At 69.8% G+C, this 13,486-nt stretch carries 16 protein-coding genes and 1 riboswitch; of the genes, 14 read left to right on the top strand and 2 right to left on the bottom strand.

Annotation, left to right across the window (positions count from 1 at the left end; translation table 11 throughout):
- Nucleotides 1–62 precede the first annotated feature (62 nt).
- On the top strand, nt 63–332 hold the full coding sequence (locus tag ASH02_RS24040; protein WP_057295737.1) for a DUF7218 family protein: 270 nt from the start codon (nt 63–65) through the stop codon (nt 330–332).
- On the opposite strand, the gene ASH02_RS24035 is transcribed toward ASH02_RS24040, so the two are convergent.
- Complete coding sequence (locus ASH02_RS24035; protein ID WP_057295597.1) at nt 319–1,014, bottom strand: HAD family hydrolase; 696 nt, start codon at nt 1,012–1,014, stop codon at nt 319–321. The two genes, ASH02_RS24040 and ASH02_RS24035, sit on opposite strands and share 14 nt — an antisense overlap.
- Before the next feature lie 160 nt (nt 1,015–1,174).
- On the opposite strand from ASH02_RS24035, the gene ASH02_RS24030 reads away from it, so the two are divergent.
- The 13 genes from ASH02_RS24030 to ASH02_RS23970 all read left to right on the top strand — a co-directional run bounded on the left by ASH02_RS24030 (nt 1,175) and on the right by ASH02_RS23970 (nt 12,561).
- On the top strand, nt 1,175–1,390 hold the full coding sequence (locus ASH02_RS24030) for a hypothetical protein (protein WP_056686942.1): 216 nt from the start codon (nt 1,175–1,177) through the stop codon (nt 1,388–1,390).
- A 183-nt stretch (nt 1,391–1,573) separates the two neighbouring features.
- Nucleotides 1,574–2,392 (top strand): sigma-70 family RNA polymerase sigma factor, encoded by an 819-nt coding sequence (locus ASH02_RS24025; protein ID WP_056686939.1) that lies wholly within the window; start codon nt 1,574–1,576, stop codon nt 2,390–2,392.
- Between the two features lie 76 nt (nt 2,393–2,468).
- Nucleotides 2,469–3,923, top strand: coding sequence for a SpoIIE family protein phosphatase (locus ASH02_RS24020; protein WP_057295596.1), 1,455 nt, complete (start codon nt 2,469–2,471; stop codon nt 3,921–3,923).
- A gap of 244 nt (nt 3,924–4,167) precedes the next feature.
- Entirely contained in the window at nt 4,168–5,145 is a 978-nt protein-coding gene (locus tag ASH02_RS24015) for a DNA topoisomerase IB (protein WP_057295595.1), read from the top strand.
- 10 nt (nt 5,146–5,155) lie between these two features.
- Nucleotides 5,156–6,175, top strand: coding sequence for an NADP-dependent oxidoreductase (locus tag ASH02_RS24010; protein WP_235539111.1), 1,020 nt, complete (start codon nt 5,156–5,158; stop codon nt 6,173–6,175).
- Between the two features lie 92 nt (nt 6,176–6,267).
- Nucleotides 6,268–6,930 (top strand): ribulose-phosphate 3-epimerase, encoded by a 663-nt coding sequence (gene rpe, locus ASH02_RS24005; protein ID WP_056686924.1) that lies wholly within the window; start codon nt 6,268–6,270, stop codon nt 6,928–6,930.
- Between the two features lie 223 nt (nt 6,931–7,153).
- Nucleotides 7,154–7,306: riboswitch (FMN riboswitch) on the top strand.
- Nucleotides 7,307–7,418: 112 nt separating this feature from the next.
- Nucleotides 7,419–8,549 carry a bifunctional diaminohydroxyphosphoribosylaminopyrimidine deaminase/5-amino-6-(5-phosphoribosylamino)uracil reductase RibD gene (gene ribD, locus ASH02_RS24000; RefSeq protein WP_056686921.1) on the top strand — a complete coding sequence of 377 codons (1,131 nt, stop codon included), beginning with the start codon at nt 7,419–7,421 and terminating at the stop codon, nt 8,547–8,549.
- On the top strand, nt 8,550–9,185 hold the full coding sequence (locus ASH02_RS23995; RefSeq protein WP_056686919.1) for a riboflavin synthase: 636 nt from the start codon (nt 8,550–8,552) through the stop codon (nt 9,183–9,185).
- Nucleotides 9,178–10,446, top strand: coding sequence for a bifunctional 3,4-dihydroxy-2-butanone-4-phosphate synthase/GTP cyclohydrolase II (locus ASH02_RS23990; protein WP_056686916.1), 1,269 nt, complete (start codon nt 9,178–9,180; stop codon nt 10,444–10,446). Before ASH02_RS23995 ends, ASH02_RS23990 begins: the two co-directional genes overlap by 8 nt.
- A complete protein-coding gene (gene ribH / locus ASH02_RS23985; RefSeq protein WP_056686912.1) occupies nt 10,443–10,928 on the top strand; it encodes a 6,7-dimethyl-8-ribityllumazine synthase in 486 nt (161 codons plus the stop codon). Before ASH02_RS23990 ends, ribH begins: the two co-directional genes overlap by 4 nt.
- Nucleotides 10,929–10,983: 55 nt before the next feature.
- Nucleotides 10,984–11,247: a phosphoribosyl-ATP diphosphatase gene (locus ASH02_RS23980; protein WP_056687390.1), complete on the top strand. Its 264-nt coding sequence runs from the start codon at nt 10,984–10,986 to the stop codon at nt 11,245–11,247.
- Between the two features lie 10 nt (nt 11,248–11,257).
- Nucleotides 11,258–12,124, top strand: coding sequence for an ATP phosphoribosyltransferase (hisG, locus tag ASH02_RS23975; RefSeq protein ID WP_056686909.1), 867 nt, complete (start codon nt 11,258–11,260; stop codon nt 12,122–12,124).
- Nucleotides 12,125–12,132: 8 nt separating this feature from the next.
- The gene (locus ASH02_RS23970; RefSeq protein WP_235529911.1) at nt 12,133–12,561 is read left to right on the top strand and encodes a PH domain-containing protein; all 429 of its coding nucleotides are present in this window, start codon (nt 12,133–12,135) and stop codon (nt 12,559–12,561) included.
- A gap of 13 nt (nt 12,562–12,574) precedes the next feature.
- On the opposite strand, the gene ASH02_RS23965 is transcribed toward ASH02_RS23970, so the two are convergent.
- Nucleotides 12,575–13,483 (bottom strand): aldose 1-epimerase family protein, encoded by a 909-nt coding sequence (locus ASH02_RS23965; RefSeq protein ID WP_057295593.1) that lies wholly within the window; start codon nt 13,481–13,483, stop codon nt 12,575–12,577.
- Nucleotides 13,484–13,486 lie beyond the last annotated feature (3 nt).

Below are 13,486 nucleotides of genomic sequence, written 5' to 3'. Positions count from 1 at the left end.
CTGAGGGATCCGCACGTGGGTACCGCGCGTCGGACACCGTGAGACGAAAGGAAGTGGACGCGATGCCGAAGCGCAAGCCTGGTCCCAGCGTCAAGGACCCAGAGCTCTACGAGGAGCTGCGCGACGAGGGGGCGAGCAAGGAGAAGTCGGCCCGGATCGCGAACAAGGCGGCCGCCAGCTCTCGCTCCAAGGTCGGGCGCAAGGGCGGGGAGTCCGGGTCGTACGACGACTGGACGGTCACCGACCTGCGCTCCCGAGCGAAGGAGATCGGCATCGACGGCCGGTCGAAGATGAACAAGAGCGAGCTGATCAAGGCCCTCAGGAACCATTGAGCGCGGGCTGCCCGGTCGACAACGGGCTCCGGCCCAACTGCGCGAGGAGATCGGCAGGGTGGGCGAACACGGACCCCGCACCGGCGCCCCGCAACGAGGCTTCGTCGATGCCGCCGCAGAGCAGACCGATGGTCGGAACCCCGCACGCCTGGGCGGCCTGTGCGTCCCAGACGGAGTCGCCGACCACGATCGCGCGCTCCGCGTCGACGGCATGCATCGCGGCCTGGATCAGGTCCGGTGCCGGCTTGCTGTGAGCGACCTCGGCTCCCGACAGCACCACCGTGAGGGATCCTGCGGCGTCGACGGTGGAGAGCAGTGCCTCGGTGATCTCCTGGCTGCCGGAGCTGGCCAGCACGAGTCGGTGTGTCGAGGCGAGGCGGCTCAGGAGGTCCGAGGCGCCACGTGTCTCGTGCACCTGCGACATGAGGTCGCGGAAGTGGCTGTCGTGGGCCCGGCGTACGTCGTCTCCGACGGCCCACTCGGCGGCCTCGCCGGCAACCTGCGCGACCAGGCGATCGCCGCCCATGCCGATGCAGCGGTGCACATCGCTCCCGCTGACCTGCAACCCGACGTCCCTGAAGGCGCCCATCCAGGCCACGACGTGCTGGTAGACGGAGTCGACCAGGGTGCCGTCGAGGTCGAACACGACCGTGTCGATCGGGGAGTGCTGCCCTGCGGGCATGTGCGGATCCTCTGCTTGGTGACTGTGTCAGTTTCCGTTACCCAATCCGGTCCAGCGCATGCCGTGAGGTCTACTGACAGACGAAGGTCACGGGCATTCGCATGGGACCCGCTGCCTCGGGTACCGCGACCACTGGTCGTCAAGGTCGAGAGGTGCAGAGATGGGCAAGCGGGCAACGTTCGTCGCAGCAGGTGCTGGGTGCCTGGTCGGCGCATGTCTCGGGCGGGCTCGGCAGCGCGCCCGGGGTCCGCATCTCGTCGCCGCCGGTGCGCACCCGGCGGAGCTCGCCGCCATGCAGAAGGTGGCCCGTCGGTCGCGCCGCGCGGCCGCCGACGCGAGCGCCGCACTGATCAACGACCGCTTCCGGGGCCCATGAGGCCAGGGGAAACTCCTGTGCCGCCGTGCCGGAACCAGGGACTGGAAAACCGAGGTGTCGTGCGCTAAGTTGCGGTGCGACGGCATCATCTGCCGGAGCATCACGAATGCCAACGAGGTCCACGGTTACACCTCTCGCTGAAGTCAACGGCGAGGCCCGAGCGAATTCCCCCGGGAGGCCGCCATGGCCAGCATTGACATCCAGAAGAATCCCTTCGACGACCTGCCCCGCGACCAGCGGCGCAAGCTCACCGCGAGTCTTCTCCAGCGCGCCGCGCGTGCCAGTACGCCGGAGGAACGAGCGCGGTTGCTCGAGGACGTCGTGCTCGCCAACGTGTGCGTGGCACGCAGCATCGCCTCGCGCTACAAGTCGCGCGGCATCGCGTCCGAAGATCTCGAGCAGGTGGCCAACGCGGCCCTCGTGCGCGTCGTCCAGAAGTTCGACGGGGAGCACGAGAGCGACTTCCTCGCCTATGCCGTGCCGAGCATCAGGGGGGAGATCCGTCGCTACTTCCGTGACCACGGCTGGGTGGTCCGCCCGCCGCGGCGCATCCAGGAGCTCCAGTCGCGGGTCATCGAGGAGCGGGACCGCCTGGGCAGCGAGGGGCGGCGTACGCCGAGCGACGGCGAGATCGCGGCTGCTCTCGACGTGCCCGAGCAGGAGGTGTCCGAGGCCCTCCGCGCGGAGGGTTGCTTCACCCCGACGTCGCTCGACGCCCCCGTGGGCGACGACGTGGGCGCCAGTCTGGGCGACATGCTGCCCGATCCGCAGGCCGACGAGGCTGCCGCGGCGGAAGCGCGCGTGATGCTGCGTCCGGTGGTGCGCAGGCTGTCCGCCCGAGACCGCAAGCTGCTCCGGATGCGCTTCTTCGACGAGCTCACCCAGCAGGAGATCGCCGACGAGTTCGGGGTCACCCAGACCCAGGTGTCCCGACTGCTGAGTCGCATCATGCGCGACCTTCGCAGCGGTCTCGTGGAAGGGCGCGAGGACATCGAGGCGTGACGATCGGGCATGCCGAAGCCCCAGTTGGATACCGTGAGGGGGATGGAGTGGCACGTTCTCGGCCAGAGGGGGCGACATGCCCACCACACCCACTGATGTCCAGATTCCGTCCGGGCTGCCCGTCCTGCCCGGCGTCGTCCTCACGGGCAGCTACCTGCTCACGGACGTGCCACCGCTCAACCGCGGTGACACCATGGACGCGATCGTGCTGCCGCATCGACGGGTCGCGCTCATGGTCGCCGACGTGGTGGGCCAGGGCTTCGGTGCAGCCCTGGCCGTCACCCAGGTCCGGGCGATCCTGCGGGAGCGTCTCACGGGTGGCGCTGGGCTGCTGGGCGCACTCGAGAGCGTCGACGCCTACGCCGAGCACCATCCGGAGACCTGCGCCACCACGATGTGCGTCGCCGTCCTCGACCTCGACAACGGGCATGTCGAGTACGGCACGGCAGGTCACCTGCCACCCATGATCCTCACCCCCTTCCGGCCCGCACGCATGCTGCCCTCGGAGCAGGGGCGCCCCTTGGGGACCGGGGGCGACTTCCACACCGGGTGGGCCAAGCTGGCGCCGGAGGACCTGCTGGTGCTCTACACGGACGGTCTGGTGCGCACCCCCGCACGGTCGTTGGACCTGGCGAACGCACAGCTGCTGCAGGTGGCGGCGACGGCACTCGACCGGACGATGTCCGGCCCGGCGGTCCAGCGTGGGGACGAGGTGTGCCGGGCCATCCTGAACGGTGCCGGCACGGCCGGCGACGTACGAGACGACGTGGCGCTGATCGTGGGAGCGCGTAGCCCCGCCCCCGCGACGTACTCCATCCGCGCGTCGGCCAGCACGGCTTCGGCGTCGACGGTCCGCGACGGGCTGCGTGACTGGCTCGACGCGATCGGTGCGGGCCTCCTTGACCACATCGGACTCGACCATGCGCTCGCGGAGCTGGTCACGAACGCGGCCCAACATGCCTACCCGGATGACACGCGAGATGCCGAGCGCCCGCTGTGGGTCGACGCCGCGCTGGACGACAGCGGGACGGTGACCGTCACGGTCTCCGACGCCGGCCGGTGGCGCGAGGAGGTCTCTGACGGCCGGGGACTGATGATGGCCGCCGCGCTGGCCGACAGCATGGACGTCCGCCGGGGCCCGCGCGGAACGGAGGTCGAGCTGCGGCTGAAGTTGGCCCGACCCGTGCAACTGCTCCAGTCCGAGCCGGAACCGCGGGCCGCCCCCGTGGTCGACGACCATGACGGAGAGCTCCACACGGTCGCTGCGCGGGGGAGCCTGGTCGCCAAGGGGCCGATCGACGGCGTGACCATCGAGGTCTTCGACGCAGCGCTGCACGAGGCGACCCGGGCGGGCACTGCCTCGGCCACGGTCGATCTCAGCGGGGTCACCCACCTCGCGAGCCCGGGGGTGCAGTCGCTCTTCGAGTTCCTGGCCCGCACCAAGAGGGCCGGGGCCGAGCTGACCTTCCTGGCACCGGCAGGTTCCCCGGCCGCCCAGATCATGACGCTCGTCGGACTGGTGTCGGCTTGATCCGGATTTGTCGGGAACTGCGCGGTATGAGCATGCACGGTCCGGGTACTGGCTTCTCGCGTCGGGGCCGATCGGCCAGTGCGGACCGGCTTCGACGTCCAGGCAACACACGGGCTGGCGCCTCACTCTGCACTGCTTGCGCGCGGCACTGCCGAACGAGTCCCGGCCCGCTCCTGATCGCGGAGCCCTCCCGTACGCCGTGCGAGGGCTCCGCGATCCACGTCCCGACGGCGAGGATTCCAGGGTGCGACTGCGACGGGTGTCACCGCACGATCCCGGCTGGAGCCGGCGCCGGGCCGGCCGCGGGTTCGTCTATCTCGACGAGGTGGGGGAACGGCTCCCGGACGACGACGCCCAGAGGATTCGGGACCTCGCCGTGCCGCCGGCCTGGCAGGACGTGTGGATCTGCCCGGTGGTCAACGGCCACCTGCAGGCGGTCGGCACGGACGCCGCGGGTCGCCGGCAGTACCTCTACCACCCGGACTGGCGGATCCGCCGTGACGCCGAGAAGTTCGAGCGCACCACGTCCCTGGGACGGGCGCTGCCGCGGATGCGCAGGGCGGTGTCGCGCCATCTCCGGGACGACGAGATGAGCGAGGCGCGCGCCTGTGCGGTGGCCGTTCGCCTCCTCGATCTCGGGTACTTCCGGATCGGCAACGACGTCTACACCGACGAGTACGGCAGCTTCGGTCTCACCACGCTCGAGCGACGACACGTGCGGCTCTCCGGTGAGGTCGCCACGTTCGACTTCGTCGGCAAGTCCGGGGTCGAGCACGTCGTGACCATCGACGACGCCAGGTGTGTCGCGGCGATCAAGGCGTTGCGGGCGCGCCGGGGTGGGCCCGATGAGCTGATGGCGTTCAAGCACGGTCGACGATGGCACCGGCTCGAGCCCGCCACGATCAACGACTACGTCCGTGCGGTCTCGGGAGTGGAGGTGACGGCCAAGGACTTCCGCACCTGGCACGCGACCGTGCTGGCCGCGGTGGCCCTGGCGCAGAGCCCGGAGCCGGGAGAGAGCAAGGCCTCACGCAAGCGGGCGGTGCGTGCGGCCATGGAGGAGGTCGCGGAGTATCTCGGCAACACCCCCACGGTGGCGAGGACGTCGTACGTCGACCCGCGAGTGCTCGACCTCTACGAACAGGGCGAGGTGATCGGCACCAGCCGATCCGCGTCGCAATCCGCGGTGGAGAAGGCAGTCCTGCTTCTGCTGGGTCAGTAGCATCGCCACGGTGAAGACCACCCAGATCCGCCTTGCGTCCCGACCCGTCGGTGAGCCCCAGGACAGCGACTTCTCGTTCGTCGACGAGGAGCTCCCGGCACTCGAGGAAGGACAGGTCCTGCTGCGCACGATCTACCTCTCCCTCGACCCCTACATGCGCGGCCGGATGAGCGCCGCCAAGTCGTACGCCGAGCCGGTCGAGGTCGGCGCCGTGATGATCGGCGGCACCGTGTGCGAGGTGCTCGAGTCGCGTTCATCCGCACGCCAGCCGGGTGACCTCGTGCTCGCCTTCGCCGGCTGGCAGACCCACGCCGTCGTCGACGCCGGTCAGACTCGCCGTCTCGACCCCGAGGCCGCACCGGTCTCGACCGCGCTCGGCGTCCTGGGCATGCCCGGCTTCACGGCGTACGCCGGACTCCTCGAGATCGGCAGGCCGAAGGCGGGGGAGACGGTCGTCGTCGCGGCGGCCACCGGTCCGGTCGGTTCCGCGGTCGGCCAGATCGCGAAGGTCAGGGGCGCCCGCGCGGTCGGCATCGCAGGCGGACCCGAGAAGTGCCGGGCCCTGCTCGAGGAGTTCGGCTTCGACGCGGCCGTCGACCACCGCTCGCCGACCTTCGTCGACGACCTCACCGCGGCCACCCCGGACGGCATCGACGTCTATTTCGAGAACGTCGGGGGCCCGGTGGCCGCTGCCGTGGCCCGACGCCTCAACACGTTCGCCCGCATCCCGGTGTGCGGCCTGGTCGCCAACTACAACGCGACCTCCGCGCCCGAGGGACCCGACCAGCTGCCAGCCTTCATGGGGAAGGTGCTGTCGCTCAGCCTGACCATCCGCGGGTTCATCCAGCAGGAGTTCGTGCCCACGCATCACGAGGACTTCCTGCGTGACATGGCCGGGTGGGTCGCCGACGGCTCGGTGCGCTACCGCGAGGACGTCGTCCACGGCCTCGACCAGACGCCCGAGGCCTTCCGTGGACTCCTGACCGGACGCAACTTCGGCAAGCTCCTGGTGCGTGTCGGTGACGAGTAGGTCACCCGCTCCGACCCGCGCGGCGTCCGGTCGAGTGCGCGGCCGGGCTCCCGTGGCGGGCCGGGGGACGCGCGCGGGATAGAGTCCCGCCCGTGGGTATCCAGATCACGCCGAGCATCCTGAACGCCGACCTTGCCGACCTGGCCAACGAGGTACGCCGCATCGGCAGTGCCGACTGGGTGCACGTCGACGTCATGGACAACCACTTCGTGCCGAACCTGACCCTCGGGTTGCCGGTCGTGGAGTCGCTGGCCAGGTCGACGCCGTTGCCGATGGACGCGCACCTGATGATCGAGGACCCCGACCGCTGGGCTCCGGCGTACGCCGAAGCCGGTTGCGGCTCGGTGACCTTCCACGTCGAAGCGGCCAAGGCACCCGTCCGCCTGGCTCGTGAGATCAGGGCCCAGGGCGCCCGCGCGTCGATGGCACTCAAGCCGGCCACGCCGATCGAGCCCTACGAGGACCTCCTCGCCGAGCTCGACATGCTGCTGATCATGACCGTCGAGCCGGGCTTCGGTGGCCAGAAGTTCCTCGACCTCTGCCTGCCCAAGATCCGCAAGGCACGGGCGCTGATGGACAAGCACGGACTCGAGACCTGGCTCCAGATCGACGGCGGGGTCTCGCTCGAGACCATCGAGCGTTGCGCCGAGGCCGGTGCCGACGTGTTCGTCGCCGGGTCGGCCGTCTACTCCGCCCAGGACCCCGACGCCATGGTGCGCGAGCTGAAGGCCAAGGCCGAAGCCTCCGCCGGCTAGCTCACCCTGCACCCTGTCCGCATCGACCTGTCGCCAGTTCTGATCGACCTGTCGTGAGTTCGGGTCGACCTGTCGCCAGTTCGGCCCGAGAGTCAGAACTGGCGACGGGTCGTCAAGAACTGGCGACGGGTCGCGGAAGGGAGACGGGTGCAGTCTTGGTGGCCGGGCTCACATCCGCGCGCCGTGGGTGGTGTGGCAGGATTGCTCCCGTCGAGTTTTCAACTCGCGTGCTCTGGGGTCGGTGCAATTCCGAGCCGGCGGTGACTGGGTGAAGAGGTTTCACCCGGAAGTCCGCGACCCGGTCACAACCAGTGACCGGTTGACCAGGTGAGATTCCTGGACCGACGGTCAAAGTCCGGATGGGAAGTGCACGCAGTGGTTGATGCTCTGCGTGAGGCCGTCCGACGCGCAGCACGCACGAGTTGACCCCCTGCCGATCGACCCGCATCAAGCCCCAGAGTCCGCGACCGGACCGAGAGGGCAAGCGGATGACCAGGGTGATCACCGAATACTCTGCCGTCGAATACTCTGCCGCCGAGCAACGCGCCATGCTGCGTGCGCTCGAGATCGCGGCCACCCCGGGCGTGCCCCTCGGCCCGAACCCACGCGTCGGATGCGTGCTCCTCGACGACGACGGCATCGAGGTCGCCGAGGGCTTCCACCGCGGAGCCGGTACGCCGCACGCCGAGGCGGCCGCACTCGCCGAGGCCGCCGGCCAGGCGCCGGGTGACCTTGCCCGCGGTACGACGGCCGTGGTCACCCTCGAGCCCTGCAACCACACCGGTCGAACCGGTCCGTGCGCCCAGGCCCTCATCGACGCCGGCGTACGTCGGGTGGTCTTCGCCCAGTCCGACCCGAATCCCGTGGCTGCCGGGGGAGCGGAGACGTTGCGGGCAGCCGGTGTCGACGTCGCGTACGGCCTTCACGAGGACGCCGCCCGACGACTCAACCGGGCGTGGACGTTCGCCGTCGAGCACCAGCGTCCGTTCGTGACGTGGAAGTTCGCGACCACCCTCGACGGCCGCAGCGCCGCTGCCGACGGCACCAGCCGCTGGGTGTCGTCACTGCCGGCCCGACGTGACACGCACCGCCTGCGCGGTGAGTGCGACGTGATGATGGTCGGCGCCAACACGGTCGACGTCGACGACCCCGAGCTGACGGTGCGCGACGAGCTGGACCAACCCGTGGAGGCGCAGCCGCTGCGTGTGGTGATGGGGCTGCGCGACCTCCCGGCGACGAAGAGGATCTTCAACGACTTGGCGGAGAGCCTGCACCTGCGCACGCACGATCCGCGCGAGGCGCTGCAGCAGGTCTTCGATCTCGGACGCCGTCACGTCTTCCTCGAGGGCGGGCCGACCCTGGCCGCCGCCTTCCTCGAGGCCGGGCTGATCGACGAGGTCGTCACCTACGTCGCGCCGATGCTGCTCGGCGCCGGACGCAACGCCGTGGCCGACCTCGGAATCAGCACGATCGCCGACGCGTTGCACTTCGCGATCGACGACGTGACCGTGCTCGGCACCGGCGCCGAGACCAACATCCGCCTCACCATGACACCGAGTTCGTTGGTTGAGGAGCGAGCGCCAGCGAGCGTCTCGAAACCACACACAGAGGAGAGCTGAATGTTCACCGGAATCGTCGAGGAACTCGGCACCATCGAGGCGATCGAGTCCCAGGGTGACGCGATTCGCCTCTCCATCCGCTCGGCTGTCGTGCTCGACGGCACCGGCCTCGGTGACTCGATCGCCGTCAACGGCTGCTGCCTGACGGTCGTGGAGCACGACGGAGCCGTCTGGACCGCCGACGTCATGCAGGAGACCCTCGACAAGACCTCGCTCCTCGGCGTACAGCCGGGCGACAAGGTGAACCTCGAGCGTGCGGTCACCGTCGAGAAGCGACTGGGTGGCCACATCGTGCAGGGCCACGTCGACGGCGTAGGCACCGTCGTACGCCGGACCCCCAGCGAGCACTGGGAGATCGTCGAGATATCGATGCCCGAGGGCATGGGCCGCTACCTGGTCGACAAGGGCTCCATCACGGTCGACGGCATCTCCCTCACCGTCGTGGAGACCCACGGCGACACGTTCACCGTCAGCCTCATCCCCGAGACGTTGGCGCGTACCACCCTCGGCTTCCGGGGACCCGGCGACCGGGTCAACCTCGAGGCCGACGTCATTGCCAAGCACGTCGAGAAGTTGCTGGCCAGTGGCTACATCAACCAAGGAGACAGCACCAATGAAGGACCAGGCAATGAGTGACAAGGTGCGACTCGACAGTGTCGAGGACGCCATCGCGGACATCGCGGCCGGCAAGGCAGTTGTCGTCGTGGACGACGAGGAGCGCGAGAACGAGGGCGACATCATCTTCGCGGCCAGCAAGGCCACCCCGGAGCTGATGGCGTTCACGATCCGCCACTCGAGCGGCGTGATCTGCGTGCCGATGCCCGCCGAGATGCTCGACCGCCTCGAGATCCCGTTGATGACGCCGCACAACAAGGACAAGCTGCGGACGGCCTACACCATCTCGGTCGACGCCCGTGACGGCGTGAGCACCGGCATCTCCGCCGCCGACCGGGCGCACACCGCGCGCGTGCTGGCCGACTCCGCGACCGAGCCGTGGGAGATCACCCGTCCCGGCCACGTCTTCCCCCTGCGCTACCGCGAGGGCGGCACCCTGGTCCGTCGCGGCCACACCGAAGCCGCGGTCGACCTGGCCAAGCTGGCCGGGCTGACCCCGGCCGGCGTGCTCGTCGAGGTGGTCAACGACGACGGCACGATGAAGCGCGCCCCCGAGCTGCGCGCCTTCGCCGACGAGCATGGCCTGAAGATGATCTCGATCGAGGACCTCGTGCGCTACCGCCGCCGCACGGAGGTGCTCGTCGAGCGCGTCGCCGAGACCGACCTGCCCACGAAGTTCGGCGACTTCACCGGGTACGGCTACCGCATCACGATCGACGACAGCGAGCACATCGCCCTGGTGTACGGCGACATCAGCGGTGACGCGCCGGTGCTGACCCGGGTGCACTCGGAGTGCCTGACCGGCGACGTGTTCGGCAGCCACCGCTGCGACTGCGGTCCGCAGCTCGACGAGGCGCTCGAGCGGATCGTGGCCGAGGGTCGCGGCATCGTCGTCTACCTGCGCGGCCACGAGGGCCGCGGCATCGGGCTGGTCGCCAAGCTGCAGGCGTACGCGTTGCAGGACGGCGGGCGCGACACCGTCGACGCCAACCTCGACCTCGGGCTGCCCGCCGACGCGCGTCACTACGGCACCGCCACCCAGATCCTGCGCGACCTCGGGGTCGGCACGGTGCGGTTGATGACCAACAACCCTGACAAGGTCAACAACCTCGAGGACTTCGGCATCACCGTGGCCGAGCGGGTGCCGCTGACGCCGCACCCCAACGACCACAACCTCGCCTACCTGATGACCAAGCGCGACCGTATGGGCCACGCGCTGCCGGACCTCGAGCCGGCGCCCACGTTGGACGGACACGACACGTTGGAAGGACAAGAGCTGTGAGCGGAGCGGGAGCCCCCGACCAGAAGCCGATCGACTGCCACGACCTGCGAGTCGCCGTGGTCGCCTCGAGCTGGCACGAGGAGGTCATGAACGGCCTCCTCGAGGGTGCCGACCGTGCCCTGCGCGCGCACCAGGTGGAGGCGCCGACCGTCGTGCGCGTGCCCGGCGCCTTCGAGCTGCCCGTGGTGGCGGCCGCGCTGGCCACGACGTACGACGCGGTGATCGCGCTCGGTGTCGTGATCCGCGGCGGCACGCCGCACTTCGACTTCGTCTGCAACGCAGCCACCGATGGGCTCGGTCGGGTCGCCCTCGACACCGGTACGGCGGTCGGCTTCGGCCTGCTCACCTGTGACGACGAGCAGCAGGCCCTCGACCGCGCGGGGTTGGCCGACTCCCGCGAGGACAAGGGGTGGGAGGCCACGTCCGCGGCGCTGGCCACCGCCCAGCTCCTCAAGCAGGTACGCCGCGGCATCATCGAGTGATCGCTCGTGAGACCGGCGCGGGACGCGGTCGTCGTACGCCGTAGGCTTGTCGACCGTGAAGACGTTCGAGGAACTCTGGGCCGAGCTCAACGAGAAGGCCCAGACCCGACCTGAGGGATCCGGCACCGTGCGACAGCTCGACGCCGGCGTCCATGCCATCGGCAAGAAGCTGGTGGAGGAGGCCGCGGAGTCCTGGATGGCCGCCGAGCATGAGGGCAAGGACGCAGCAGCCGAGGAGATCAGCCAGCTGCTCTACCACGCCCAGGTGCTCATGATCGCCACCGGCATCACTCTCGACGACGTCTACTCACACCTCTGAGGAACCCCACATGACGCAGCCCGCCAACCAGAAGCTCCTCCGGATCGCGGTGCCCAACAAGGGCTCGCTGTCCCAGTCCGCGACCGAGATCCTGCGTGAGGCCGGCTACCGCCAGCGCAGCGACACCAAGGAACTCGCCCTCATCGACGCCGAGAACGGCGTCGAGTTCTTCTACCTGCGTCCGCGTGACATCGCGTTGTACGTCGGCGAGGGCACACTCGACATCGGCATCACCGGCCGCGACCTGCTCCTCGACTCCGGCGCCGAGGCCGAGGAGGTGGTCCAGCTCGGGTTCGGCCGTTCGAAGTTCTTCTTCGCCGGCCCGGCCGGCCAGTTCACCGACGCCTCCGAGCTCGAGGGCAAGCGCATCGCCACGTCGTACGTCGGTGTGGTGCAGCAGTTCCTCGACAAGCGCGGCATCAACGCGACCGTGACCCGCCTCGACGGAGCCGTCGAGACCAGCATCCAGCTCGGCGTCGCCGACGTGATCGCCGACGTCGTCGAGACCGGCAGCACCCTGCGTGCCGCCGGCCTCGCCACGTTCGGAGAGGTCGTGCTCGAGTCCGAGGGTGTGCTGATCACCCGCGGTGGCGACCGACCGGCCGGGTTCGACGTGTTCCTGCGTCGTCTCCAGGGCGTCCTCGTGGCCCGCTCCTACGTGATGATGGACTACGACATCCGCAGCGAGCACGTCTCGAAGGCGGTCGACCTGACCCCCGGCATCGAGAGCCCGACGGTCAGCCCGTTGCATCGCGAAGGGTGGGTCGCGGTGCGTGCGATGGTGCCCCGCGACGGCGCCCAGAGGCTGATGGACGAGCTCTACGACATCGGTGCCCGCGGCATCCTGCTGACCGACATCCACGCCTGTCGGGTGTGAGCGCGGCCGTGTCCGAGCTGACACTGCCGCACACCTGGCGGCCGTTGGGCGTCCGCATGGCCGGCATCGCGGGCGGCGTCATGCTGCTGGTGCTGTGCGGTGCGACCTGGTTCCTCTTCGACTCCGAGGTGCGCGAGACGTTCACGCTGTTCCAGCGTGGCACCGCGCTGCTGCTCGGACTGTTCGTGGCGTCGCTGGTCCACGCGCTGGTCCGGGCCAGGGCGGTCGCCACCAGCGAGGGGCTGCTGGTCGTCAACGGCTACCGGACCCGGTTCTACGAATGGGCCGAGATCGTCGCGATCCACCTGCCGCGCGGGGCACCGTGGGCCACGCTCGACCTGGCCGATGGCACCACGTGTGCGGTGATGGCGATCCAGGGCAGCGACGGCGCCCGCGCCAAGCAGGCGGTCCGAGAGATCCGTTCGCTGTTGGGCTGAGTGCCTGAGTGGCTCAGAGCGCCCGGATGCCCCACGAGACGGAGAGCTCGCCACCGTCCGGAGCCAGGGTCGTGAGGTCCTCACCCGACCGGAACGCGTTGGCCTGTGCGGTCATCGGCTCGACTGCCAGCGAGCGGCGTGCCGTCGCGGGCACGTCGTCGGCCGAGTAGACCTGCAGCCACCTCACGTTGTCGTCGACCCAGAGGGTCACGCCCCGCTGCGGCCCCTGGAGTACGACGACCGCACGGCCGGCCTCGTCACGCACCAGGTCGGTGAACGCGTCGTTGAGCACAATGGCCCGGATCGGCCGCGAGACCCGGAAGTCGAGCTCGGTGCCCTCCACCTCCTCGCTGCCGACCGGCAGCAGGCGGTCCGCGGAGACGAGGGAGCGCCGGGCCGCGGGCAGGGTCAGCTCCCAGTCGTCGATCGGCCCGTCACCCGCGAGCAGATACGGGTGCGCGCCGCAGGCATAGGGCGCGGGGGAGTCGGAGAGGTTCGTGGCGGTCTGGGTGACCGTGAGCCCGTCGGCGGACAGGTCGTAGAGCACGTGCAGGTCGACCGCCCACGGGTAGCCGGTCTGCGCCATCACCCGCAGCGTCAGCGACACCGAGTTCGGCGAGTGCTCCTCGAGGGTCCAGGCCGCCCACCGGGCCAGGCCGTGTGAGGCGTTGTTGCGCCTGGGCTCGGTCAGGGCGAGCTGGTGGTCCCGGCCGCCGAAGGAGTACTGCCCGTCCTCGATCCGGTTGGGCCACGGCATCAGCAGCTGCCCGCGACCACCGGAGGCCGTCTCCGACTCTTCGAACCCGTCGACCAGCGGAGTGCCGTCGTACGACAGGTGCCGCAGCGCGCCACCGCTCTCCGTCACCACGGCCCGGTAGCCACCGCCGCTGATCTCGAACTGTTCCCCCGAAGGCATCACCATGGA

Source organism: Nocardioides sp. Soil796 (assembly GCF_001429525.1).
Classification (GTDB): Bacteria; Actinomycetota; Actinomycetes; order Propionibacteriales; family Nocardioidaceae; genus Nocardioides.
Note: the sequence above shows the minus strand (reverse complement) of the source record. Positions and strands in the feature narration are given on the sequence as shown.

Excerpts from the sequence above, each read along its gene's own strand:
- ASH02_RS24040 (WP_057295737.1), top strand. The coding sequence starts at position 63 with ATGCCGAAGCGCAAGCCTGGTCCCAGCGTCAAGGACCCAGAGCTCTAC.
- ASH02_RS24035 (WP_057295597.1), bottom strand. The coding sequence starts at position 1,014 with ATGCCCGCAGGGCAGCACTCCCCGATCGACACGGTCGTGTTCGACCTC.
- ASH02_RS24030 (WP_056686942.1), top strand. The coding sequence starts at position 1,175 with ATGGGCAAGCGGGCAACGTTCGTCGCAGCAGGTGCTGGGTGCCTGGTC.
- ASH02_RS24025 (WP_056686939.1), top strand. The coding sequence starts at position 1,574 with ATGGCCAGCATTGACATCCAGAAGAATCCCTTCGACGACCTGCCCCGC.
- ASH02_RS24020 (WP_057295596.1), top strand. The coding sequence starts at position 2,469 with ATGCCCACCACACCCACTGATGTCCAGATTCCGTCCGGGCTGCCCGTC.
- ribD (WP_056686921.1), top strand. The coding sequence starts at position 7,419 with ATGACCAGGGTGATCACCGAATACTCTGCCGTCGAATACTCTGCCGCC.
- ASH02_RS23995 (WP_056686919.1), top strand. The coding sequence starts at position 8,550 with ATGTTCACCGGAATCGTCGAGGAACTCGGCACCATCGAGGCGATCGAG.
- ASH02_RS23990 (WP_056686916.1), top strand. The coding sequence starts at position 9,178 with ATGAGTGACAAGGTGCGACTCGACAGTGTCGAGGACGCCATCGCGGAC.
- hisG (WP_056686909.1), top strand. The coding sequence starts at position 11,258 with ATGACGCAGCCCGCCAACCAGAAGCTCCTCCGGATCGCGGTGCCCAAC.
- ASH02_RS23965 (WP_057295593.1), bottom strand. The coding sequence starts at position 13,483 with ATGGTGATGCCTTCGGGGGAACAGTTCGAGATCAGCGGCGGTGGCTAC.